The 24,222-nt window shown below is 67.1% G+C and carries 11 protein-coding genes and 1 tRNA gene; 7 read left to right on the plus strand and 5 right to left on the minus strand.

Annotated features, from left to right (window positions below):
- The first annotated feature begins 373 nt into the window (after positions 1–373).
- The 6 genes from pglW (at position 374) to JYK18_RS05625 (ending at position 18,293) form a co-directional block, all read left to right on the plus strand.
- The gene (gene pglW / locus JYK18_RS05600) at positions 374–4,720 is read left to right on the plus strand and encodes a BREX system serine/threonine kinase PglW (RefSeq protein WP_206801082.1); all 4,347 of its coding nucleotides are present in this window, start codon (positions 374–376) and stop codon (positions 4,718–4,720) included.
- A gap of 128 nt (positions 4,721–4,848) precedes the next feature.
- On the plus strand, positions 4,849–8,478 hold the full coding sequence (gene pglX / locus JYK18_RS05605) for a BREX-2 system adenine-specific DNA-methyltransferase PglX (protein WP_206801083.1): 3,630 nt from the start codon (positions 4,849–4,851) through the stop codon (positions 8,476–8,478).
- Positions 8,479–8,492: 14 nt separating this feature from the next.
- Positions 8,493–12,185 carry a DUF6079 family protein gene (locus tag JYK18_RS05610; protein WP_206801084.1) on the plus strand — a complete coding sequence of 1,231 codons (3,693 nt, stop codon included), beginning with the start codon at positions 8,493–8,495 and terminating at the stop codon, positions 12,183–12,185.
- Complete coding sequence (gene pglZ, locus JYK18_RS05615; RefSeq protein ID WP_206801085.1) at positions 12,185–14,884, plus strand: BREX-2 system phosphatase PglZ; 2,700 nt, start codon at positions 12,185–12,187, stop codon at positions 14,882–14,884. Before JYK18_RS05610 ends, pglZ begins: the two co-directional genes overlap by 1 nt.
- Entirely contained in the window at positions 14,881–16,200 is a 1,320-nt protein-coding gene (gene brxD, locus JYK18_RS05620; RefSeq protein WP_206801086.1) for a BREX system ATP-binding protein BrxD, read from the plus strand. Before pglZ ends, brxD begins: the two co-directional genes overlap by 4 nt.
- The gene (locus JYK18_RS05625) at positions 16,197–18,293 is read left to right on the plus strand and encodes a DEAD/DEAH box helicase (protein WP_206801087.1); all 2,097 of its coding nucleotides are present in this window, start codon (positions 16,197–16,199) and stop codon (positions 18,291–18,293) included. The genes brxD and JYK18_RS05625 overlap by 4 nt, the downstream gene beginning before the upstream one ends.
- Before the next feature lie 227 nt (positions 18,294–18,520).
- Here the strand turns inward: JYK18_RS05625 and JYK18_RS05630 are convergent.
- Positions 18,521–18,593: transfer RNA gene (locus JYK18_RS05630), tRNA-Arg, on the minus strand.
- Between the two features lie 208 nt (positions 18,594–18,801).
- On the opposite strand from JYK18_RS05630, the gene JYK18_RS05635 reads away from it, so the two are divergent.
- Positions 18,802–19,719: a cation diffusion facilitator family transporter gene (locus JYK18_RS05635; protein ID WP_206801088.1), complete on the plus strand. Its 918-nt coding sequence runs from the start codon at positions 18,802–18,804 to the stop codon at positions 19,717–19,719.
- 3 nt (positions 19,720–19,722) lie between these two features.
- Here the strand turns inward: JYK18_RS05635 and JYK18_RS05640 are convergent, their stop codons facing one another.
- Genes JYK18_RS05640 through JYK18_RS05655 form a run of 4 tightly spaced genes read right to left on the minus strand, consistent with a single transcriptional unit; the run spans position 19,723 to position 24,221 of the window.
- Positions 19,723–20,691: an ABC transporter permease gene (locus JYK18_RS05640; RefSeq protein WP_206801089.1), complete on the minus strand. Its 969-nt coding sequence runs from the start codon at positions 20,689–20,691 to the stop codon at positions 19,723–19,725.
- A complete protein-coding gene (locus JYK18_RS05645; protein ID WP_206801090.1) occupies positions 20,688–21,635 on the minus strand; it encodes an ABC transporter permease in 948 nt (315 codons plus the stop codon). The genes JYK18_RS05640 and JYK18_RS05645 overlap by 4 nt, the downstream gene beginning before the upstream one ends.
- Positions 21,632–23,152: a sugar ABC transporter ATP-binding protein gene (locus tag JYK18_RS05650; RefSeq protein ID WP_206801091.1), complete on the minus strand. Its 1,521-nt coding sequence runs from the start codon at positions 23,150–23,152 to the stop codon at positions 21,632–21,634. Before JYK18_RS05650 ends, JYK18_RS05645 begins: the two co-directional genes overlap by 4 nt.
- Positions 23,142–24,221 carry an ABC transporter substrate-binding protein gene (locus tag JYK18_RS05655; RefSeq protein ID WP_206801092.1) on the minus strand — a complete coding sequence of 360 codons (1,080 nt, stop codon included), beginning with the start codon at positions 24,219–24,221 and terminating at the stop codon, positions 23,142–23,144. The genes JYK18_RS05650 and JYK18_RS05655 overlap by 11 nt, the downstream gene beginning before the upstream one ends.
- Position 24,222 lies beyond the last annotated feature (1 nt).

Genomic DNA, 24,222 nt, shown 5'->3' on the forward strand with positions numbered 1-24,222 from the left:
GGGGCCACCGTGGCAGGTGGGGTGGCCCAGTGAACAGGTCCAATCAAGCCCCAGCGAACTGGTCCACATGGAGTTTCAGGGTGGGTGTGACGGTGCGGATAGTAGGGTGGGTGTGACGGTGCGGATAGTGCCGTCGGAGTTGAACTCCATCCGGTCGATCGCGGTTTCCCGGTTGGTGCCGCTGCCGCCCGGTACGGCGATCTCTCCCGGTCGAGCTCGGTGAACATCCATCGACCCGCGGTACGGCGAACACCGACAAACCGACCGCTGGCGGATCGGTGCTGCGCAGCTTCCGTCTGTCACCGCACTGGGTTGTCTGCCGGTCCGACTACACTCCGTTCGAACCGGTGGGCGTGACTGACTAGGAGGGGCTGTGGCATCGGGCGCCAAACCTCGCTCGTCCTCAGCGCGGTGGTATCAGCGCAAGCAGTCGGACTTTGCCTGGGAACAGGAAGGGCTCGACTTCATCAAGCGGCAGATGCCGGACGCCGATCCTTATCGCGCCTGGGCTACGTTTTCGTTCACCGCGATGTCCGGCCGGATCAATGAGTGCGACCTACTCATAGCCGTCCCCTCCGGCTTGTATCTGCTCGAGCTCAAGGCGCATCCCGGCCGGGTGACCAACCACGGTTCGACGTGGCGCGTCACCGACCGGCACAGCGGGCGGGTCCGGACCTTGCAGAATCCACTCGAACTAACCAACCTCAAGGCAAAGGAGCTGCGGGGACAACTGATGCGTGCGGCGCAGAAGGACGGCTACACCGGCCGGTTCCCGCGGATCGAGCCGATTGTCTTCCTGACCGACGCCGGACTCCGCAGCGAACTGGACGAGTTCCAACGCCCGAACGTCTATGCCCGGCACGCGAACAGCGGCTTGCCTGCCGTCTGGGACGACCTGCTGGCACGTCCGCCGCACCGCGAGGCAGACCGCATCAGGCCGGACTTCGCGTCTCGCACCTTGCCGCGGCTGATGAGGACCATCGGCATCCAGTCCGCCACGGCCCACCTGCGCTATGGGGACTTCTGGAAGCTCGATCAGCGGGCACTCGACGCCGGGCCGTTCTGGGAGGACAGGCTGGCCAGGCGCGACGACGGCGTACTCGACGAGCAAGGCCGGCTCCGGATCTACCTGATCAGCAAGGGCACCAGCAAGGCCGACGCCGAGAAGGCCGACCGGGCCGCCAGGCGTGAGTACCAAGTGCTGCAAGGGATCGACCATCGAGGCATCGCCCAGGCTCGGCAGTTCGGGGATCACCAGGGCCGACCCGCGATCCTGTTCCGGCACCACGAGTCGGATCTGAGGCTGGACGCCTACCTGGCGACGTTCAGCGACTCGCTGACCTCGGAAACCCGCCTCGGTCTGGTCCGCCAGCTGGCCGAAGCCCTCAAGTACGCCCACGACCGACTGCTCTACCATCGTGCGTTGTCCCCACGGTCGATCTACGTCTCCTGCAGGCAGGACGGTTCCCGGCCGGTGCTCCGGTTGACCGACTGGCAGACGGCGGCGAGGGACTTCGAGACTACTTCGTTGCGGTCCATCGGGGACTCGTCGCTGGATGGGGCGTTCATCGAGGACACGGCGCTGCGCTACCTGGCCCCGGAGTCGGAGCAGCAGTATCCGGATCCGGTGGAGCTCGACATCTTCGGTCTCGGTTCGGTGTCCTATCTGGTGCTGACGGGGCGGCCACCCGCTTCGAGCCGGTCCGAACTCGTCGAGCGGCTGGGTACCGACGGTGGCCTCCAGGTCTCCGCGGTGGATGACACCCTGCCCCCCGAACTTGGCGAGCTGATCTACGACGCGACCCGCTCGGACGTCGTCCTCAGGCTGGATTCGGCGGCGGCCTTCCTCGACCGGCTCGACGACGCGGAGGAGGACGCCAAGCCGGTGCCCACCGGGCGTTCGTTCGTGGATCCGCTCGAGGCGATCGCCGGTCAGGAGGTGGACGACGAGTGGTTCGTGCGCCGCGTCCTCGGCACCGGGGCGACCGCGCGCGCTCTGCTGGTCGAGCGGCTCAGGGAAACCGACGACGGCACCGTCGTCGACGAGCGCGTGTTCAAGGTTGCCCTCGACGAGGACAGCCGGGCGGCGAAACTGCACGATGAGGCAGAGGCCCTGAACAGGCTCAACGGTGGTTCAATTGTCCGGCTGTTCGACGGGCCGCGGACAGTTGGCGGTCACACCGCGCTGGAACTGGAGTTGGCAGGTGAGGTCTCGCTGGCCCGGTACCTGCGAGAACAGGGCGGGCTCACCTACCACGACCTGGACAACTTCGGCCACCAGCTTTTCCAGGCGATGTACCAGCTCGAAGCGGCCGAGATCCACCATCGCGACATCAAGCCGGACAACCTGGGCATCCACCACCGGGCGAACCGGTCGCGACAGCTCAAGCTGCTCGACTTCTCCCTGGCCAAAGCCTCTCCGGCCGATCACGTGGGCACTCGGGGTTACCTCGATCCGTTCGTGCACACCACGCGGCGGCAGCTCTACGACGACCACGCCGAGCGGTACGCCGCGGCGGTGACCCTGTACGAGATGGCCACTGGCGAGCGTCCACAGTGGGGCGACGGCATCACCGCGCCAACAGTGACCCAGGACGAGACGCCCCGGATCGAAGGACACCTGTTCGACGATCGATTGCGGGACGGGCTCACCGCGTTCTTCATGCAGGCGCTGCACCGGGACACCGAGCAGCGGTTCTCATCGTTGCGCAAGATGGAAGCACTGTGGCGGTCGGTGTTCGCCGACGCCGACCAGGCGCGCCCGGCGACGACGCAGGCCACGGTGGAAACGTCCGCAGCCGAGCGCTCGGACAACGAAGTGTTGGACCGCGCCGCGGAAGCCGCCGAGCTCACGACGCCGCTTGCGGCGGCGGGTCTCACTTCTCGTGCTGTTTCGGTCGCCGACGGCCTTGGCGCGACAACCGTCGGTGAGCTACTGGACATCCCGGCGTCGACGATCACCCGTGCCCGCGGGGCGGGTGCGCTGACCCGCCGCGAACTGACCAGACGACACCGGCAATGGACCGCGAAACTCCGCACGGGCGCCGCGCCCAGGTTGTCCTCGGAGAAACTGGCCGTTCCGGTCAAAGTCGGGTACCAGTCGGTCGAGTTACTGCTGGAGCGTCTGCTCACCAAACCCCACGGCAAGGACAAAGGCCCCGACGTCGAACGCCTGACGCTGGGACTTCCCAAGTCCGACGGCACCGTCACCAGGCTCAACGCCTGGCCTGTGCAACGCCTGGTCGCCGACGTGGTCGGGCTCACACAGCCCTCGGTGTCGCAGAAGTACGGCAAGTCCGTCAAGAAGTGGCGCACGTTCGCCTGGATGGACACGATCCGCCGTGAGGTCACCGAGATCCTCGACGACCTCGGCCGGATCGCGAGCGCGTCGGAGGTCGCGGCGGAGCTCCTGGCACGGCACGGCTCAACGGAGAACGACCCAGCCACCGCGCTGCGCAATGCTTCGGCGGTGGTCCGTGCCGCCGTGGACACCGAACTGATGCCACCGGGCAAGGAAGAGCCGGAGGTTCCCGAGCCTGCGTTGGCCGTCCTGCGCCGCAACGAACGGGTGCTCATCGCTTCCGAGTCGCTCAACGGCTCGGACGACCCGACGCCCAACGAGCTGGGCGACTACGCGATCGCACTGGGCCAGGCGGCCGATGTGATCTCGGCCCGCGACCCGCTGCCGAGTTCAGCGACAGCTCTGCGTGACCTCCAGGCGGTCGGCCAGCCCGAAGGGATGCGGCCGCTGGCCGACACCAGGCTGCTTTCCCTTGCCGCGGCGATGTCCGAGCGCTCGGCGGCTTCCCGCCGTCTGGAGCTCTACCCTCGCAACCTCCCGCTCGAGCGCGGCCTGCGTATCTCCCAGGCCGCAGCCGGGGTCGGCGAGGACGGAATCGCCTTGGACGCTCTTCTCGCCAAGGTCAGAGCCCGTTTTCCGGAGATCTCGCTCGGAGATCTCTCACCGATCGACGTCGGGGAAGCACTGCGCGAAGCGGGCAGCAGCCTGACCTTCGATCCGGTCAAGAATCGCTTCTGCCCGCCCAGACCGGTCGAGAGCCAGCGGCAGGCCCGGTCGTCTTCGGGCACCCTGACCTCGATCGACCATGTCGCCATCAGCACTGGCCGCAGCTCCGCCGAGCTGATCGCGGCACGGCTCGACGAAGGCCGAAGGCTCGGCGGCTTCCTCGCACTCAAGATCAAGGCGATGAAGCTGCCCGGAGCGGCCGAACTCGTCGCGTCGGAGCACGACGTGGTGGCCGTCGACCTCGGGCGGCTGTTCCTCACCGAGTTCCGGGCGCTGGCCCAGGAGCGCAACCAGGGCTGGGATCGCGTTCTCACCGCCGACACGCGCATCGCGCACAACGGCACCATGCCGCCGGGGCTTGCTTCCTACGTGTCGGTGAGCTGGCAGCGGGTGCGGGACCGGCTGCTGGCCGCGCTGGCCGCAGCGGGGCCGCGCAGCGTGCTGTTCCTGCACGACGCCGGACTGGTCGGCCGGTACTTCGAAGCGGGCGGCCGCACCTTCCTGACCGAAATACAGCACGCCGCCCGCGACCCACAGGGTGTGCCGCACGGCCTTTGGTTGCTGTGCCCGGCGGAGAGTGCGGGCGAAACACCCAGTCTGGCCGGGCACATCGTCGGGACGGAAGGCGACCATGAGGTGCTGATCCTGCGCAGCGAGTATCTCGATCTTCTCCGCAAGGGCGAAGTCGCCTGAGCCTTCGACTCATGCGCTGCGTTAGTCGGCAATCCGCCCTCCTGTTTGCATAACGGATTGGTACGTTGAGTAGCGCTTAGTGGCCGCGCGACGATGAGGCCACGGTGAGCACGAGGGACAGGGAGCACATGCGCGTGGCGGACGGGATCGATCAGGACGCTCTGCTGGCAGATCTGCGGCAGCAGTTGAAAATGCTGGAAGACGATCTGCGCGAGCGCAGCGCCGAACAGGTGTTCGACGGCCCGCTGCACGAGGAGTATCAGAAGGCTCTCGACGCGGACCGCACGGCCGCGACCTACGAGACCTGGCGTGACGATCGGGTCACCCAGGCCGCGGTTGCCTGGCTACTCGGCTGTGTCTACGTGCGGTTCTGTGAGGACAATTGCCTGATCCCCGAGCCGTTCCTGTCCGGCCCCGGTGATGCGTTGGCCACCGCCCAGGAGCGGCACGAGGCGTTCTTCCGCGCCAACCCACATCTCAACGACCGCGACTGGCTCGAAGCGGCATTCAACCACCTCGCGGAAGCGCACCCGACGGCCGCGGGCTTGTTCGACCGTCGGTACAACCCGTTGTGGGAACTGACCCCGTCGTTCGAGGCGGCCAGCGCACTCCTTGCGTTCTGGCGCCGCCGCGGCCCGGACGGCGAGGTCGTCCATGACTTCACCGACGAGTCGTGGAACACTCGTTTCCTCGGTGACCTCTACCAGGATCTCTCGGACCACGCTAAGAAGACATACGCGCTGCTGCAGACCCCGGAGTTCGTCGAGGAGTTCATCCTCGACCTGACCTTGACGCCGGCGCTGGAGACGTTCGGCCTCGACCCGACCGTGGAGATCCATCGCCAGGGCGGCGGAGTCGAGCGCACCCGCGAGGGCCTGCGCACGATCGACCCCGCTTGCGGCTCGGGCCACTTCCTGCTGGGCATCTTCCACCGCCTGATCGCCGAGTGGCGTCGCACATCGCCAGGTGTGGACGATTGGATCCTGATCCGGCGCTCCCTGGAATCGGTGCACGGCTGCGACAAGAACCCCTTCGCCGCGTCGATCGCCCGCTTCCGCCTCTTGGTCGCCGCCCTCAAGGAGGGCGGAACGCGCACTCTTGAGGCCGCCGGGGAGTTCCCAATCAACGTTGCGGTTGGCGACTCACTGCTGCACGGTATCGGTGTCAAGGGCGAGCAGATGGACATGCTCGGCTCGGAGGCGGATGATGAGTTTACCTACCGCGCCGAGGACGTAACCGAGTACATCAACTCCTGCGACCTGCTGACCCAGGCCTCCTATCACGTCGTCGTCGGAAACCCGCCGTACATCACGGTAAAGGACAGCAACGAGAACAAGAAGTACCGCGAACGGTGGAAAGCCTGCTCCGGCACCTACGCCCTGTCGGTCCCGTTTGCCGAGCGCCTGTTCCACCTGGCGACCCGCACCTCCGGCGGCGGCTACGTCGGCCAGATCACCGCGAACTCATTCATGAAACGCGAGTTCGGCAAGAAGCTGGTCGAGAAGTTCTTCCCGACCGTCGACCTGACCCACGTCATCGACACTTCAGGCGCCTACATCCCCGGCCACGGCACCCCGACGGTAATCCTGATCGGCCGCAAGCAGTTACCGCCCCCGACCAAGACGATCCGAGCAGTACTCGGCATCCGAGGTGAACCTGGCGTCCCCGCAGACGCCGACCAAGGACTCGTCTGGCAAGCCATCACTAATCACATTCACAAGCCAGGCAGTGAAACTGAGTGGATCTCCGTTTCGGATTTCGAGCGATCCGCCGTGGCAATGCACCCTTGGTCACTGGGCGGCGGCGGAGCAGGCGCACTCGTCGGCGCGATCGAACTGAATTCGATTCCTCTTGAGAACAAAATTAAGAAACCGATCGGTCGAGCTATTCGTGCCGGTGCTGACGAAGCCTATATCCGACCCAGTCGGCGTACGTTGCAGACAGTGGCCGAAACATCGGCGTTGCGACCACTCATGGTCGGTGATGTCGTCCGAGACTGGCATGCAAAACCAGATGAAAAAATTTGGTATCCATACGACGCCGAACTCACCATGGCCAAGTTGCAAGCAGAACTTTGGCCATTGCGGACACTTCTTGCTGCGCGCCGAACGTTTCAGGGCGACATGGAGGATGCAGGTCTCGAATGGTGGGACTATATGCAACACACCGCGTCTGCGTACTCCACGCTGCTGTCCATAACGTTTGCGGAAGTGTCCACGCACAACCACTTCGTGCTGGATCGTGGAGGGAAGGTGTTCAAGCAGACGGCGCCGGTAATCAAGTTGCCGGCGGAGGCGAGCGGGGATGACCACCTGGCGATACTTGGAGCACTCAACTCGTCCACAATCTGCTTCTGGCTCAAACAGCGCTGTTTCCCCAAGGGGGGGAGTGGTATGGGGCGGGGAATTCAACCCGAAGATTGGATGGAGCGATACGCGTTCAATGCTGCCAATATCGGGGAAATACCTCTAGTTTTCAATCTGCCACTAAAGTCCGGACGCCTGTTGGATTCATTGGCGCAAGAGCTTGCTCAGCAGGAGCCGACGACAATCGTTGAAGAATCCACGCCAACTCGCGAAGGGCTGGACAAGGCTAGAGCAGAACACAACCACCTCCGTGGCCGAATGATTGCGTTCCAGGAGGAGCTGGACTGGGAGGTTTACCAGCTCTACGGCCTGCTCACTGATGTCGAAGCGCAAGACTTGCGGGCAAACGACGTGCCGGAGCTCAAGCTCGGTGAACGCGCCTTCGAGATTGTCATGGCGCGTAAGATAAAGGGCGGAGAACTCGAAACAGCTTGGTTCGAACGGCACGGATCGACGCCGATCACGGAGCTCCCACAGCACTGGCCCGACGCCTACAAACGCGTTGTCGAGAAGCGGATTGAGACGATCATCAACCACCGCGATATCGCGCTGATCGAGCGTCCCGAGTGCAAGCGCCGGTGGGCAACGGAACCGTGGGAGAAGAAGGAACGCAGGGCTCTCGAAACCTGGCTGCTCGACCGGTGCGAGGACAAGGATCTCTGGTTTGCCCTCCGTGACGGCCTGACCGGTCCGCGCACATTGACCGTCAGCCAGCTCGCCGACCTGCTGCGCGGTGACGAGGACGTCAACTCCGTCGCCGCGCTGTATGCCACCGACCATCTCGGCAAGCGGGATCTGCCGCTGGCCGACGTGCTGGAGCAGGTCATCGCCACCGAGCACGTTCCCTATCTCGCCGCGATGCGCTACAAGGAGACCGGCCTGCGCAAGCGGGCGCAGTGGGAATCTGTCTGGGAGCAGCAGCGCGAGGAGGACCGCACCGGTGAGTGGCTCGATATCAAGGTGCCGCCGAAGTACACCTCCGCCGACTTCCGCAAGACCTCCTACTGGTCCCACCGCGGCAAGCTCGACGTGCCCAAGGAGCGGTTCATCTCCTACCCGGACGCCGGGCCGGAGGCCGACCCGACGCTGCTGCTGGGCTGGGCAGGCTGGGACCACAAGGACCAGGCGCTCGCGCTGGTCAACGTGGTCAACGACCGGCTCGAGCAGTCGGGCTGGGGGGCCGACAAGATCACACCACTGCTCGCCGGGCTGGCCGAGCTGCTGCCGTGGGTCAAGCAGTGGCACGCTGGCTACGACGCCAAGTGGGGCGGGAACCCTGCCGAGGAGTTCCGGACCGTTCTCGAACAGCAGCAGGCCAAGCATGGGCTGACCGACGAGGCGCTGAGCGACTGGCGGCCGGAACCGGCGCGGCGGGGACGCCAGAAGGATTGAGGGAGGGGACGAGGATGGCCGAGGAGGTCTATCTCCGGGATGTGCTGCACATGCCGGAAGAGGTCAACCGGGGCGACTTCAAGATCGACCTGACCAAGGGGTTTACCGCTACCGACGAGCTGGTCGGCAACTACGTCGTCACTGACCAACTCCGCGGCGCCTTCAACCAGGCGCTCGCCCTGCTGCGCACGGCGGTGCGCGACGGCAACTCGCACGCCGCCTACCTGCACGGCTCGTACGGTTCCGGTAAGAGCCACTTCATGACCGTGCTGCACGCGGTCCTGAACGGCAACGACAAAGCACGGGAGAAACCCGAGCTGCGAAAAGTCGTCGCCGAGCACGACGAGTGGCTGGCAGGCCGCAAGTTCCTCATGGTGCCGTTTCACCTGATCGGAGCCGTCGACCTGGACGCGGCGATTCTCGGCGGCTACGTCAAGTACGTGCAGGACGCCCTGCCAGGCAAACCGGTCCCCGCGGTGTTCCGGGCCGACGCGATGCTCACAGATGCCAGGAATCTGCGCGCCGCGGTGGGCGACACCAAGTTCGCGGAGATGCTCGGCGGCGAGGACGCCGACCTTTCCGACCCCGCCGACCTCGAACCTCTCGAAGGGCCGCCCGGCACCTGGAGCACCGTCGAACTCGACAACGCGTTCAGCTCCCAGCCCGGAGATCCGCGGCGGGACGCACTGGTGTCCGCGCTGCTGTCCGGGCCGATGGCGTCCTACTCCCGTGGCGCACTGGGCGACAAGGACGCCTACCTCCCGCTGGAGAACGGCCTCTCCGTCATCAGCAGGCACGCGCAGCAGCTCGGTTACGACGGCATCGTGCTGTTTCTCGATGAGCTGATCCTGTGGCTGCAGGGATACCTGTCCCGCCGCGACTTCGTCAACGTCCAAGTGAACAAGCTGGTCAAACTGATCGAGTCCGGCGACAGTGATCGGCCGGTGCCGATCATCTCCTTCGTCTCCCGGCAGCGTGACCTCGGCACCCTCATCGGCTCGGACATCATGGGCTCCGAGGTCAGCAACCTCGAACAGCAGGTCCAGTACCTCGCCGAGCGGTTCGACACGATCAACCTCGAGGACCGCAACCTCCCCGCGATCGTCAAGGAGCGCGTACTCAAGCCACGCCCGGAGAAGGCCCACCTGCTCGACGCGGCTTTCAAAAGCATCGAGTCGACCAAGTCCAGCGTCAAGGACGCGCTGCTCGACGCGAACGGCGCGACGCACTCGGACTGGTCGGACTTCCGCGACGTCTATCCGATCTCGCCGGCGTTGCTCAACGTGCTGGTGGCGTTGTCCGGCGCGCTCCAACGCGAGCGCACCGGGCTCAAACTGCTGCAAGACATGCTGCACCGGCGGCGGGCTGATATGAAGCTGGGCGACCTCATCCCGCTCGGCGATCTGTGGGACGTCCTGGCCGAGGACACGACCGCCGCCTTCACCGACAAACTACGCGCCGACGCGGCGGCAGGACAGCGTTTCCACAGCAGGGTTCGCCGCTATCTGGAGAACAAGTACGGCTCAACCACCGACCCCCGCTTTGTCGCCGACGAACGGCTGATCAAGACCCTGCTGCTGGCCTCTCTTGCGCCCGACGTGTCCGCACTGACCCGGCTCACCGGCCAGCGGCTCGCCGCACTGAACTACGGGTCGATCACCTCGCGCACCGCCCAGCCGGGCGACCTGGCAATCACTCGGCTGGGTGACCTCAAGACCGAGTTCGGCGAACTGCGCAGCGACGGCGACGAGAACCCGGTGTTCAGTCTGCACCTGTCCGACCTCGACATCGAGCCACTGCTGGACAATGCCAACGAGGCGGACGATGCCGCCAACCGCCGTAAGTGGCTGCGCCGCCAACTCTGGGAAGCGATGGGTGTCAAGGACACCGGCGACTTCGTGTGTGAACGCGAGATCGTCTGGCGTGGCACCAAGCGAACTGCCGAGTTCGTGTTCGAGAACGTCCGCGACCCGCAGGCGATGCCGGACTTCCAGTTCCGGCCCAGCCTCGATGGGGTGATCCGGTTCATCGTCGACTACCCCTTCGACGACCCCGACCGCTCACCCCGGCAGGACGCCGAACGTGTCGAGCAGCTCAAGCAGCACGGTCACGAACACCTGACCCTGGTGTGGCTGCCGACCTTCTGGTCCGAACAGCGCCATAACCAGCTCGGCCGACTACTGAAGATCAACAACCTGCTCGAGCGCGGCAGGCTCGAAGCGGTCGCGGCGAACCGGTCGGCCGAGGACCGGATCCGGCTACGCACCCAGCTCGAAGTGCACAAGGAGAACCTCACATCGAGCCTGCGCGGTGTGCTCGCCCAGCTCTACGGGCTCTCCCGCGGTGACAATTCGAACCTGCGCGACCCCGAGGGCGAGCCCGGCCGGGTACTCAGTCTGTTCCCGCAGCACGCTCCACGACTGCACGTCGGCGCCCCGTTCGAGTACAACGTGCTCGAACTCGCAGACGGCATCCTCGGCGCGAAATACCGGAACCATCCGGACTTCGATCCCAAGAAGGAACGCAAGGCTGTCACTATCGGTGAACTGCGCACCGCGCTGAACTGGATCACCAGGGCGGCCGAGCAGGGCGGCCGGGTCGAGCTGGAGCGGAACCAGCTCGCCCAGATGCGTAAGATCGTGCATCCGCTCGGGCTGGGCGAAGTTCACGACGGGCCGTTGACGCTGAGCTACGACTGGCGCACCCGCATCGAGCAGCACGCGGCGAGGAAGCAGGTCGCGGGCGACTACTCGGTAGACGACATCCGGCGCTGGCTCGACGAGCTCGAGTACGCCGGCCTCGACAAACCGGTCGCGAACCTGATCATCGCCACGTACGCGTTGCTCGCCGACCGCGCCTGGATCCGCGAGACCATCCCGCAGGATGCCCCGGACATCGGCAACATCGGCTCCGGCTGGGCGCTGCGTGCGCAGGAGCTGCCCAGTGAAGAGGAGTTCGCGGCAGCCCGTGCCCGGGCGGGCGCGATCCTCGGTGTGTCCGCGCCCGCGGCCCGGTTCACCCGCAACATCACCAAGCTGGCCAACGGTGTGATCGAGCAGGTCAGCAAGCACGAGCAGGTGGTGCACCGCCTGTACGAAGCCCTGAACAAGCATGCTTCCGAGCTCGGGATCGAACCGTCGTCACCACGGGTGATAACGGTGAGAGCAGGCGCGGACCTGCTCGCCAAGCTGATCGGCATCACGGACTCGACGAAGCTGATCAGGACGCTGGCGCACCTGCCGAACCCGGACGACGACGAGGCGCTGGCCAAGACGATCTCGTCGGCCCAAGAGGTCCTGAGCGCGCTCGAAGGCGCCGATTTCGAGCTGCTGCGAACGATCAGGCCGTATCTCGACCGCTCCGACGGCATCCGGGATCGCACCGAACGCCTCATGACCGATATCGCGGAGACAGCACAGGCCGACGAGAGAACGCGGCAACTTGGCCCCAAGTTGCAGGGCTTCCGTCCGATCGCGATGAAGATCATTCAGGACGCTACCGCCGGGCCTGGCCCAGGTCCGACACCACCTCCGGCCCCGCCTCCCGCGCCGCAAGCCCGGCAGACACGCCGGATGACGGCCGACGCACCTCCGGCGAAGTTGGCTGAGACGATGGACGACGTGCGGCGGTCGGTGAGCGAGTTCGCCAGGGAACACCCAGGCCAGGAGATCGAGATCTCCTGGCGTGTCGTCGACGGGAAAGCCTGATGGCCCGGGTTCCTTTTGTCACGCGGGCGGGGATCGAGTCCCTGCTCACGCAACACAGAACCGAGCTGGACAAGCGGCCGGGTCGATGCCTGGTGCTCGTCCACGGCCGGTATGAGCCGGGGGAACGTGCCGAGTTCCGGCTGAAGCCTGTCGGAGGTGAGCAGGGCGAGCGGGCCGTGCGCGTGACCGACCAGCCCTCGGTGCTGGGTATCGCGGCCGAATGGCTGGACTACCAGGAAACCGGAGCCGACTCGGGTGTGCTGGTGGTGACCACCGGGGTGGATCCCGACGAGCTCGACTGGGACCTACGGGGACATGCGCTCGACACCGGCCTGTTGCGAGTCGACCCGGTCGAGATCCTGAAGTTCCGGTTCGGCGCCAACCGGCTGGATCCCCGAGTGTGGCAGTCCGGCTGGCTGGTCCAGGCGCTGCTCGACGCCGAACCCACGGGTGGCTGGCCGCGCCGGGGTGGCGTGCTGACCTACGACAACGCCCTGCTCGCGCTCGTCGGACAGCGACTCGGCGTCGATGCCGCGGCCCTCGACCTGGACCGGCTGCTCGACTGGTCACGGGGCGCCGGAGCGGCCCGATGGGGCGATCTGGACACCGCCGAACGTGACGGCATCCGCGACTGGCTGGTCGAGCGCCTCGGTCCCGCCGCGGAGACCGTGCTCACCTTGGTCTCGGCTGGTCGAGGGCGTGACGCCTTGGCACTGGGCGTGGTCGGCACGGCACTCGCTGATCCCTCCCTGCCGCGCGACGCACTGGTGTCGGTCGGCGGGCTTTTCCCCAGCATCCGCTCGGATGCAGTCGAAGCCTTCTCGTCGGCGGTCGACGGCACGCTGAGCCGGTGGATCACCGCGGCGGGACCTGAGGACTCCCAGGCATGCCACGACGTGCTCGCCTTGCTCGAACGTGCCGACGAGCTGGCTCGCCAAGCCGGTCTCGGCGAGGCGTTGTCCGGCAGCACTCTGCTCCCCTCCGCCTGGCGAGCACGCCTTCGCGCCTTGGCCACGGCACTCCCCGACCCGAAGGCGGCGAGCCTCGCACTCGGCGAGCTCCGCCGACATCGGTTGGCCGACCTGTTGACCTCCCAGAGGGCCACCGCGACCATGGCCGTCCGGTTGGCACGGTGGCTGTCGACACCGGACCCAGGTGTCCCGTCCGTGGCCGTGGGCGTCCGGCAGCAGGTCACCGAATGGGGCTGGGTCGACTACGCTATCGCCGTGCTGTGGGCCGGTGATGCGGCAGTCGAGCCGGTGAGTGCTAGGGCCTATCACGACCTCTGTGAGCAGGCGGTCGCCCGTCGCGCCGGTTCCGACGAAGAGTTCTCGCACCGCTTGGTTTCGTGGGTACCGCACGCCCGCGCACAGCTCTCGGAAGGCGCATTGCTGATCGAAGACGTGCTGACGGCGGTCGCGGTCCCGCTGGCCGGTAACACGGCACCCGTCGTTGTCGTGCTCGACGGCATGAGCGCCTCGGCTGCGGTACAGCTGGGCGACGAGCTGGGGCGCCGACCGAACTGGCAGGAGGCTACCCCTGCATCCGGCACCCGGCTGGCTGCGGTGTCGGCGTTTCCGTCGATCACCACAGCGAGCAGGCCGTCCCTACTGTGTGGAAGACCCGTCGCGGGTGGCCAGCCGACGGAGAAGGACGGCTTCGCCGTCTTCTGGAAGAGGCACCACAAGCTAGCCCGGTTGTTCCACGAGAACGAGGTCGGCGGTGGAGCAGGCATGAGCCTCAACCCCGAGCTGGTCGCGGCCCTGGCCGGGGAGGAGGTCATCGGTGTCGTGCTCAACACCATCGACGACACGCTCGGCCCCGGTCGCGAGGGCGAGGGGACGACCTGGCGCCTCCAGGACATCCGGTATCTGAACACCCTGCTCACCCAGGCACGTAGCTACGGGCGCCCGGTCGTGCTGACCTCCGACCACGGGCACGTACTGGAGCGTGGCCGCGCGGTCGGCCCTTCCTCAGCGACTGGCGAATACGGCGCGCGGTGGCGGACCGGAACGGCCGCCGACGGCGAAGTCGAACTGCGCGGTCCACGGGTTCTCGAAGGGAACGGCAAGGTCGTCCTGCCGTGGCGCGAAGATCTCCGATACACGCAGAAGCGTGCGGGCTATCACGGTGGCGCGGCTCTGGCCGAGGTCAGCATCCCTGTCCTAGTCCTGTTGCCCTCGGTCGACGGGCTCCCGGGCGGCTGGACCGGGCTCGCGCCCGAGCAGACGACGCCTTCGTGGTGGTGGGACGCCCCGGAGCCGGTGACCGAGATGACCACCTCAGTTCCCAAACCGTCACGCAAGAAGCCGAAGTCTGTTCCCGACGGCCCCGGCCTGTTCGACCGCCTCCTGGCGGAGACCCCCGCGTCAACTCCAGCGTCGCCGCAGAGCATCGGCCAGGAAGTGGTCAAGTCGAAGATCTTCGGCTCGCAGAAGGCTTTTGTCCGCAGGGCTCCCGACGTCGAGGTGATCGCCGCGGTGATCGACTGCCTTGTCGAAGCGGGCGGCAAACTGTCACTCGCCGCGATCGCCGCGACAGCGGGCAAAGCGGCCCGGAACATCGACGGGTTCCTCGCCACCGTTCAGCGTCTGCTCAACGTCGAGAGTTATCCGGTGTTCGAGCTCATCGATGGCGGTCGGACCGTGGAGCTCAATATCGAGATGCTGCGTACGCAGTTTCAGTTGGATAAGCCGTGACGCCGGCCAGCGCGGTACGCCGTCGTGAGGTCGTCGACGCGCTACGTCGCGGCACGGTCCCCCAGTCCGGGTTGGACCTGTTCGCGGTCGGGCTCGACCGGTTCGCCAGGGCGCTTGACGATGATCTCGACACGATCAAGCGCGGCGGCGCGGCCTTCCACGCGATCCGCGGTGAATACGGCTCGGGCAAGACGTTCTTTGCGCGCTGGCTTGCCGAACGAGCGAAGCGAGCCGGGCTGGCGACCAGCGAGATCCAGATCTCGGAGAGCGAAACCCCGTTGCACCGCCTCGAAACCGTGTACCGACGGCTGTCCGAGCGGCTGGCGACCTCCACTCACCAGCCGAGCGCGTTGCGACCGGTGATCGACTCCTGGTTCTACACACTCGAAGAAGAGGTCCTCGACACCGGCGAAGTCGATGAGGATGACGAAGACGCCGTCGCCGAAGCAGTGGACACGCTGATGGAGCGCCGCCTGGGCGACGTAGCCAGAACGACCCCCGCGTTCGCCTCCGCGCTCCGTGGATACCGTCGCGCGAAGCGCGCCGACGATGCCGCAACCGGAGAAGCGGTTATCGCCTGGCTGGGCGGGCAGAAGTCGGTAGCGGCGTCCGCGAAGCGGGCTGCCGGAGTACGCGGGGACCTCGACCACTTCGGCGCGCTCGGTTTTCTCCAAGGCATGCTGACCGTGCTGAAGGATTGCGGCCACCCCGGCCTGCTGGTTGTGCTCGACGAGATCGAGACCCTGCAACGCGTTCGCGGTGACGTGCGGGAGAAAGGCCTCAACGCACTCCGGCAGTTGCTGGACGAGATCGACACCGGCCGCTTCCCCGGGCTGTTCCTGGTGATCACCGGCACTCCGGCATTCTTCGACGGGCAGCAGGGCGTGCAGCGCCTGCCACCGCTGGCGCAACGGCTCGCGACCGACTTCACCACCGACGCCCGGTTCGACAATCCGCGCGCGGTCCAGCTCCGGCTGCCCGGGTTCGACTTGGATCGTCTGGGGGAGCTGGGCCGGAACGTCCGCAACCTCTACGTCGGCGACGCCAGGGAGCCCGAACGGATCGCCGCGCGCGTGGACGATGCCTACATCGACGATCTGGCGGGGGCCGTGACCGGGCGAATGGGCGGCCGGGTGGGTGTCGTTCCGCGCGTTTTCCTCCGCAAGCTCGTCCAGGACGTGCTCGACCGGGTCGACGAACACGAAGAATTCAACCCTCGGGTGCACTACCCGGTGACCGTGAAGAGCTCCGAGCTCTCAGAGGAGGAACGCAACGCCGTCGCAGACGCGGACGACATCGACCTGGACCTCCCGTGAGTTCCGGGCCAGACCGGCTGCTGCCTGCGCTGGTGCACCACATCGTCAACACGCTCGGCTGGCCGGAGCTGCGTCCACTGCAGGCCGAAGCGATCGATCCGCTGCTCGACGGCTCCGACGCGATCCTGCTGGCGCCGACGGCAGGCGGCAAGACCGAAGCTGCCGTGTTTCCACTTCTCAGCCTCATGGAGGAGCAGTCGTGGCTGGGTATATCGGTGCTGTACATCTGCCCACTGCGGGCGCTGCTGAACAACCTCCAGCCCAGGTTGGCGAGTTACGCGGGCTGGCTCGGACGAACCGCCGAGGTGTGGCACGGCGACGTCGGCTCCGGAGCACGGGAGCGCATGCGCCGGGAACCGCCGGACATCCTGCTGACCACGCCGGAGTCCCTCGAAGCAATGCTGGTGTCAGCTAAGGTGGACGCCCGGCGCATGTTCTCCGGCCTTCGGGCGGTCGTGGTCGACGAGGTCCACGCCTTCGCCGGCGACGACCGCGGATGGCACTTGCTCGCAGTCCTCGAACGGCTGTCTCGGATCGCCGGACGCCCGCTTCAGCGCATCGGGCTGTCGGCCACCGTGGGCAACCCGGCCGAGCTGTTGGAGTGGCTGCAGGGCTCACAACGCTCCAGGCCACGATCTGTGGTGGCGCCCGTCGGCGGCACAACGACGGCGCCGGATCTCACTGTGGACCATGTGGGCTCGGTCGAGAACGCGGCCACGGTCGTCGCTGCACTGCACCGAGGGGAAAAACGGCTGGTCTTCGTCGACAGCCGCCGCCGTGCTGAGGAGCTCGGAGCGGCGTTACGCGCCCGCGAGGTCACCACGTTCCTCTCGCACTCCTCGCTCTCCGCGGACGAGCGCCGCAGATCGGAGCAGGCTTTCGCGGAAGCCCGCGACTGCGTGATCGTCGCGACCTCCACCCTGGAACTGGGTATTGACGTTGGCGATCTCGACCGGGTGATCCAGATCGACGCTCCACGGACGGTGGCGTCGTTCCTCCAGCGTCTGGGCCGGACGGGACGTCGCCCGGGAAGCACCCGAAACTGCCTTTTCCTTTGTCTCGAAGAAGCAGCCGTGCTCAGCATCGCCGGCCTGCTCGAACGGTGGGCCGCAGGGTGGGTGGAGCCGATCGCGGCTCCGGTGCACCCCTGGCACATTACCGCACAGCAGGTGCTCGCCCTTGCCCTGCAAGAGAATAAGATCGGGACACACACCTGGAGGGAGTGGTGGGGCGACCTGCCATTGTTCGACGAACACCGGGTCGAGATTTTCGATCATCTGCTCGCTGAGGGCTACTTGGAACGGGATGGCGCGATGGCATTCATCGGGCCAGAGGCGGCGAAGAAGTTCGGCCGACGGTACTTCTCCGACCTGCTCGCCGTGTTCAGCGCGCCACCGGAGTTCACGGTCCTCGCCGGACGCGAGGAGATCGGCCGGGTTGGGGACGACGTCCTGCTCGCCGATGACCATGACGGGCCGAGGGTTCTGCTGCTCGCCGGGCGCGCGTGGAAGGTCGGATACGTCGACTGGAAGCGAAGGCGGTGTTTCGTCGAGCCGAGTGATCTTCCTGGCCGCGCCAGATGGGGCGGTGGCGAGGGCGGCCTGTCCTTCGCCCTTACCCGCGGCCAGCAGTCGGTCCTGCTGGGCACCGATCCTGCCGGGGTCCGATTCACTCGCCGAGCCGCGTCTGTGCTAGCCGAGCTTCGTGAGAAGCACGCCGACCATGTGGCGGAAAACGCGACCGTGGTCCGACGGTCGGCAGGTGAGCTCAGGTGGTGGACCTGGGCGGGCGCCGCCGTCAACCGTACCCTGCAGGCTAGTCTCCCCCGTATTGTGGATCCGCGGCAACGCATAACCGATCATTCCTTACGCCTGCTGCCAGATATCTCGAACATCGAATTGCTCCGCGAACTGTCCACGCCGATTCCGCTCACCCGCCCTGACGTGAGCAAATCAGCGGTGAACGGGCTCAAATTTTCCACAGTGCTTCCGGAAGCGCTCGCGATCGAAACAGTCGCGGAACGCCTTTCTGACCGGACGCACGCGAAGATCGTGTTGTCAGAACGACGCGCGTTCGTGCACGTCACAAGCTGAGCCCCGGACAGGTTGCAGGCAGCAAGAGCAGCCAACCGAGCGCGCATCGAGAAGATCCTCTGCCACACCCCGCGGCGCACATCACCGGAGCGGTGATCATCCGGGAAGGCATTGGGAAGAACCACCCGTATCCAGCCGGATTTGCCTGGAGGCAACCGGGGATAGGGAAAGATCGCTTAGACTGCGAAAAAGCAGGTCAGGAGCGGTTTTTCCCGCTCCCCTGGGGGTGCCCTCGGCAGGATTCGAACCTGCGACACCTGCCTCCGGAGGGCAGTGCTCTATCCCCTGAGCTACGAGGGCGTATCGCCTGGGCGACGTGGAGAAGCCTAGCGCATGCCGAACCAGCGCCGACAGCGGGTTACCGATCCCGCCCGACGGGAAGCCCCGGTTGGGGGGTTGGGCATCCGACACCGCCGCCGTACCGTCGGACATGAGCTTAGGCTCACCTGTATTGCACTCATGCGCATGTCACTATATATTCCCCCGTAGTCGATACGGGAGGCAGTGAATGGGCCACGGACACGGCCACGGGCAGGTCCCCGCGACGGGCGCCTCCGGCCGGTACGTCAAGGCGCTGACCGCCGCGCTGCTGATCGGCGCGGTGTTCATGGTGCTCGAGTTCGCCGTCGGGTTCGCGACCTCGTCACTCGCGATGATCTCCGACGCCGCCCACATGTTCACCGACGTGCTGGGCGTCGGCATGGCGCTGGCCGCCATCCTCCTCGCCCGCCGCAGCGGGCCGACCTTCAGCCGCACCTTCGGCCTCTACCGCGCCGAGGTGCTCGCCGCGCTCGCCAACGCCGTGCTGCTCTTCGGCGTCGCCGGGTACGTGGTCTACGAGGCCATCTCCCGCATCACCGACCCGCCCGAGGTGCCCGGCCTGCCGGTGATGATCGTGGCCGCCGTCGGCCTGGGCGCCAACGTCGTGTCGTTCCTGCTCCTGCGCGACGGCGCCAAGGAGAGCATCAACGTCCGCGGCGCCTACCTCGAGGTCATGGCCGACATGATCGGCTCGTTCGGCGTCCTGCTCAGCGGCCTGATCACGCTGACGACCGGCTGGCGCTACGCCGACCCGATCATCGGTGTCGCCATCGGCCTCTTCGTGCTCCCCCGCACCTGGACGCTGGCCCGCCGCGCGCTGCGGATCCTGTTCCAGCACGCCCCCCACGGCGTCGACGTCGGCCGCATCAGCGAGGAGCTGGCCGCCCTGCCCGGCGTCGCCGACGTGCACGACCTGCACGTGTGGACGCTCACCTCCGGCATGGAGGTCGCCTCCGCGCACCTCACCGTCGAGCCGGCCGCGACCCACTCCGACGTGCTGGTCGAGGCGCAGAACCTGCTGGCGGGCACCTACGGCATCGAGCACGCCACGCTGCAGGTCGAGCCGACCGAGTCGGCCCGACGCTGCAGCGAGCTGTCCTGGTAGCCCCTACTTCACCTGGCGGGACAACCACCGCTGGAGGGTGACCACGATCAGCAGGATCGTGCCGCTGACCACCGCCTGCCAGTTCGAGTTGAGCGAGCCGACCTGGTTGATCACGTTCTTGATCACCTGGAGCAGCAGCACCCCGACCAGCGTGCCGAGAATGGTGCCCGCGCCGCCGGTGAGCAGCGTGCCGCCGAGCACCACCGCCGAGATCACCTCCAGCTCCATGCCGACCCCGAGCACGGTCACCCCGGACGAGGTGTACGACGCGATCAGCAACCCGCCGAACCCGGCCAGCAGCCCGGACGCCAGGTAGGTGACCACCTTCGTGCGCACCACCGGCAGGCCCATCAGATCGGCGGCGTCCTCCTGCCCGCCGATCGCCAGCACGGTCGAGCCGTAGGTGGTCCGGTGCAGCACCAGCGCGCCGATGCCGAAGGCGAGCACCACGATCCAGATCGGGTAGCCGATGCCCAGCACGCTGCCCTGCGCCAGCTCGCGGAACGCGGAATCCGGCGGCACCTTGTACGTGGTCGCGCCCTCGTCGCTGATCAGCAGCAACACCCCGCGGGCGAACAGCAACCCGGCCAGCGTGACGATGAACGGCGGCAGCCCGCCGCGTGCGATGACCAGCCCCTGCACCAGCCCGATCGCCCCGCACACCACCAGCGGCAGCAGGATCGCCGCCCAGGTCCCGTACTGCGCGCCCCACGCGGCGAGCACCCCGCCGAGCGCGAACACCGAACCCACCGACAGGTCGATGCCGCCGGTCATGATCACGAAGGTCATGCCGAGCGCGACCACCGCCAGGAACGAGGCCTGCAACGCGATGTTCGTCAGGTTCCCGGTGGTGCCGAAGGACTCGAAGGCGAAGGTGGACGCCACCACGGCGACCACCAGGATCACCAGCGCGCCCTGCCGCTGCACCGAACGCGCCACCCTGGCGCGGGTGGCCGTGGGTGTGGTCGTCATGTAGCCACCTTCTTCCGCGCCTTCTTCCGGCCGAGCTGCACGTAGACCGCCGCGACCACGATCACCGCCTGCGCCACCTGCGCGGTGGAGTCGGGGATGTCGTGGAAGATCAGCGTCGCGGTGATCAACTGCATCAGCAGCGCACCGGCGATGGTGCCGGCGATGCGCACCTGCCCGCCGGACAGCGGCGTGCCACCGATCACCACCGCGGTGATCGCGGACAGTTCCACCAGCAGGCCGAGCTTGGTCGGGTCGCTGGCCTGCGACCGCGCCGCCATCAGCACCCCGGCCAGCGCGGCGAGCAGCCCGCAGATCACGTACGTGGTGATCAGCACCCGCTTCACCGGCAGCCCGGCCAGTTCCGCGGCCCGCTTGTTGCCGCCGATGGCCACCAGCTGGCGGCCGTAGGTCGACCGCCGCACCAGGAACCACGCCAGCGCGGCGACCACGGCCGCGATCAGCACCACGTACGGGATGCCGAGCACGTCACCGGAGCCCAGTTCGACCATGCCGTCGTCGCGGATGCTCTTGATCTCACCACCGAACACGTTGGCGAGCCCGCGCCCGGCGACCATGATGCCGAGCGTGGCGATGATCGGCTGCACACCGACCTTCGCCACCAGCACCCCGGCCAGCACCCCGGTCACCGCACCCGATGCCACCGCGATCAGCAGCGAAACCACGGTGCCGTAACCGATGTAGAGCGGCACCAGTGCCGCCGCGATGGCCATCACCGCGCCGACCGAGAGATCGATGCCCTCGGTGCCGATCACCAGCGCCATGCCCAGCGCCACCAGCAGCACCGGGGCCACCTGGATCAGCTGCAGGCGCAACGTGCCCGCGCTGACGAAGTTGTCGGTGATCACCACGTTGATCAGCAACAGCAACACCAGTGCCACGTAGACGCCGTTGCGGCGCACCCAGTCCTTGTCGAACCGGCTCATTCGCCGTCCTCCCCCGCCAGCGCGGCCAGCAGTTCCGCGCCGGTCACCTGCTCCCCGGTCAGCTCCCGGCTCACCGATCCGGTGTGCAGCACCACGATCCGGTCGGCGCCCTCCACCAGTTCCTCCATCTCGCTGGAGATCAGCACCACCGCGAGGCCCTGGTCGGCGAGCTCGTCGATCAGGCCCTGCACCTCCAGCTTCGCGCCGACGTCGATGCCTCGGGTGGGCTCGTCGAGCAGGAACACCTTCGGCTCGGTGCACAGCCACCGCGCCATCAGCACCTTCTGCTGGTTGCCGCCGGAGAGCTCGCGCACCTTCTGCGCCGGGCTGGAAGCCTTGATGTGCAACCGGTTCATGAACGTCTCGACCAGCGCGTCGATGCGGGACTCGGAGACCAGCCCGCCCTTCGACAACCGCGGCAGCACGGCCAGCGCGATGTTGTCGCGCACCGACAGGTCGGGGATGATGCCCTCGGCCTTGCGGTCCTCGGACAGCAGCGCGATCCCGGCGCGCAACGCGTGCCGCACGGAGTTCGCCCGCACCTTCTTGCCCTGCACCGAAACCGACCCGGCCTGCGCGGGAAGGGCCCCGTAGACGGCCTTGACCGTCTCGCTGCGCCCGGACCCGAGCAGCCCGCCGAGGCCGACCACCTCACCCGGCCGGACCGTCAACCCGACCCCGGACAACCGGTGCCGAACGTCCAAACCGGACACTTCCAGCACAGGTTCTTCCCCGCGCGTGTGGTCCTCCCCGAACTCGGTGGCGCCCTCGCGTTCCACCTTCTCGATGTCCCGGCCGAGCATGCGCGCGACCAGGGTGACCCGGTCGAGTTCGGCCATCGGCCCGGTGTGCACCTGCCTGCCGTCCCGGAGCACGGTCACCCGGTCGCACAGTTCCCACAGCTCGTCGAGCCGGTGCGAGACGAAGATCAGGCCGACACCGCGGTCCCGCAGCCCGCGCGCCACCTCGAACAGCGTGGCCACCTCGCGGGTTTCCAGCGAGGAGGTCGGCTCGTCCATGATCACCACGCGGCTGTCCACCGACATCGCCCGCGCGAGCGCCACCATCTGCTGCACACCGAGGCCGAGCCTGCCGAGTTCGGCGGTGACGTCGATGTCCAGCCCCAGCTGGCGGGTCAGCTCGGCGGCCTGGCGGTTCATCGCCGCCACGTCGATCAGCTTCCACCGGTTGCGCGGCTCGCGGCCGAGGAAGATGTTGCGGGCCACCGAGAGCAGCGGCACCAGGTTGATCTCCTGGTAGATCGTGGAGATCCCGGCGTCCTGCGCGGCGGAGGGCCGGTGGAACTCCACCGGCTCCCCGCCGAACCGCACCTGACCGCCGTCCGGCCGGTACACCCCGGTCAGCACCTTGATCAGCGTGGACTTTCCGGCGCCGTTCTCCCCCACGAGGGCGTGGATCTCCCCCTCGGCGAGGGAGAAATCCACGCCCCGCAGAGCGTGCACGCCACCGAACGACTTGGTGACGCCGGTTGTTTCGAGTACGGACTTAGAAGGCATTGCCGAGGTTCTGGGCGGCGTTGTCCTTGTTGTACTCGTCGTCCTCGATGATGACGTTCTCCGGGATCGCCTCACCGTTGTAGAACTTCTGCGCGGTCTCGAAGGCCAGCGGGCCGAACCGCGGGTTCGACTCGATCACCGCGTTGATCTGACCGTCCACAATGGCCTGGACCGCGTTGCGGGTGCCGTCGATGGAGACGATCTTGACGTCCTCGCCCGGCTTCTTGCCGGTCGCGGTCACCGCGGTCACCGCACCGAGGCCCATCTCGTCGTTGTGCGCGTAGATCGCGGTGATCTCGGAGTTGGCCTGCAGCAGCTGTTCGGCCACCTGCTGCCCCTTCTCCCGCGCGAAGTTGCCGGTCTGCTCGGCGACGATCTGCAGGCCCGGGTACTGCTTGAGCTGGTCCTTGAACCCGGCGTTGCGGTTGTCGGTGACGTTGTTGCCCGAGGAACCGAGCAGGATAGCCACCTTGCCGGTGCCGCCGGTCGCCTTGTTCATCGCGTCGGCGGCGCGCTTGCCCTGCTCGTAGAAGTCCGAACCGAGGAAGGCCACGTAGTCGGTGCAGGCGGTGTTGGTCACCTTGCGGTCGATGGTCAGCACCGGCACGCCCTTGGCCTTGGCCGCGGCCAGCGCCGGGTCGAGGCCGTCGGAGTTCACCGGCGCCACGATCAGGAACTGCGCGCCCTGGTTGAGCAGGTCCTGGATGTCGGCGATCTGCTTGGGCAGCTCGTTGTTCGCGTTGGTCACCAGCAGCTGCTTGACGCCCGCCTGCTCGGCGGCCGACTTGATGGACGCGGTTTCGGCGGCCCGGAAGGCCGCGGTGTCGGGCTCGGACTGCGAGAACCCGACCACCGCGGTCTTCAGGTCCAGCTTCTGCGCCCCGTTCTTCTCCAGGGTGCACCCCTCCCCCGCCCCGGGGGCCTGGCTCTTCACCACCTGACCGTCACCGCCGGTGGTCCCGGTCGGCGCCGCGGAACTGCCTGAATCTCCGGGATTGGTGCACGCGGTGAGCGCCATTCCGGCGGCCGCCAGCACCGCGACCGACAGCCGGACTCTTCTGTTGTTCATC

It is taken from the genome of Amycolatopsis sp. 195334CR, assembly GCF_017309385.1.
Lineage (GTDB): Bacteria > Actinomycetota > Actinomycetes > Mycobacteriales > Pseudonocardiaceae > Amycolatopsis.

Excerpts from the sequence above, each read along its gene's own strand:
- pglX (WP_206801083.1), top strand. The coding sequence starts at position 4,849 with ATGCGCGTGGCGGACGGGATCGATCAGGACGCTCTGCTGGCAGATCTG.
- JYK18_RS05610 (WP_206801084.1), top strand. The coding sequence starts at position 8,493 with ATGGCCGAGGAGGTCTATCTCCGGGATGTGCTGCACATGCCGGAAGAG.
- pglZ (WP_206801085.1), top strand. The coding sequence starts at position 12,185 with ATGGCCCGGGTTCCTTTTGTCACGCGGGCGGGGATCGAGTCCCTGCTC.
- JYK18_RS05635 (WP_206801088.1), top strand. The coding sequence starts at position 18,802 with ATGGGCCACGGACACGGCCACGGGCAGGTCCCCGCGACGGGCGCCTCC.
- JYK18_RS05640 (WP_206801089.1), bottom strand. The coding sequence starts at position 20,691 with ATGACGACCACACCCACGGCCACCCGCGCCAGGGTGGCGCGTTCGGTG.
- JYK18_RS05645 (WP_206801090.1), bottom strand. The coding sequence starts at position 21,635 with ATGAGCCGGTTCGACAAGGACTGGGTGCGCCGCAACGGCGTCTACGTG.
- JYK18_RS05650 (WP_206801091.1), bottom strand. The coding sequence starts at position 23,152 with ATGCCTTCTAAGTCCGTACTCGAAACAACCGGCGTCACCAAGTCGTTC.
- JYK18_RS05655 (WP_206801092.1), bottom strand. The coding sequence starts at position 24,221 with ATGAACAACAGAAGAGTCCGGCTGTCGGTCGCGGTGCTGGCGGCCGCC.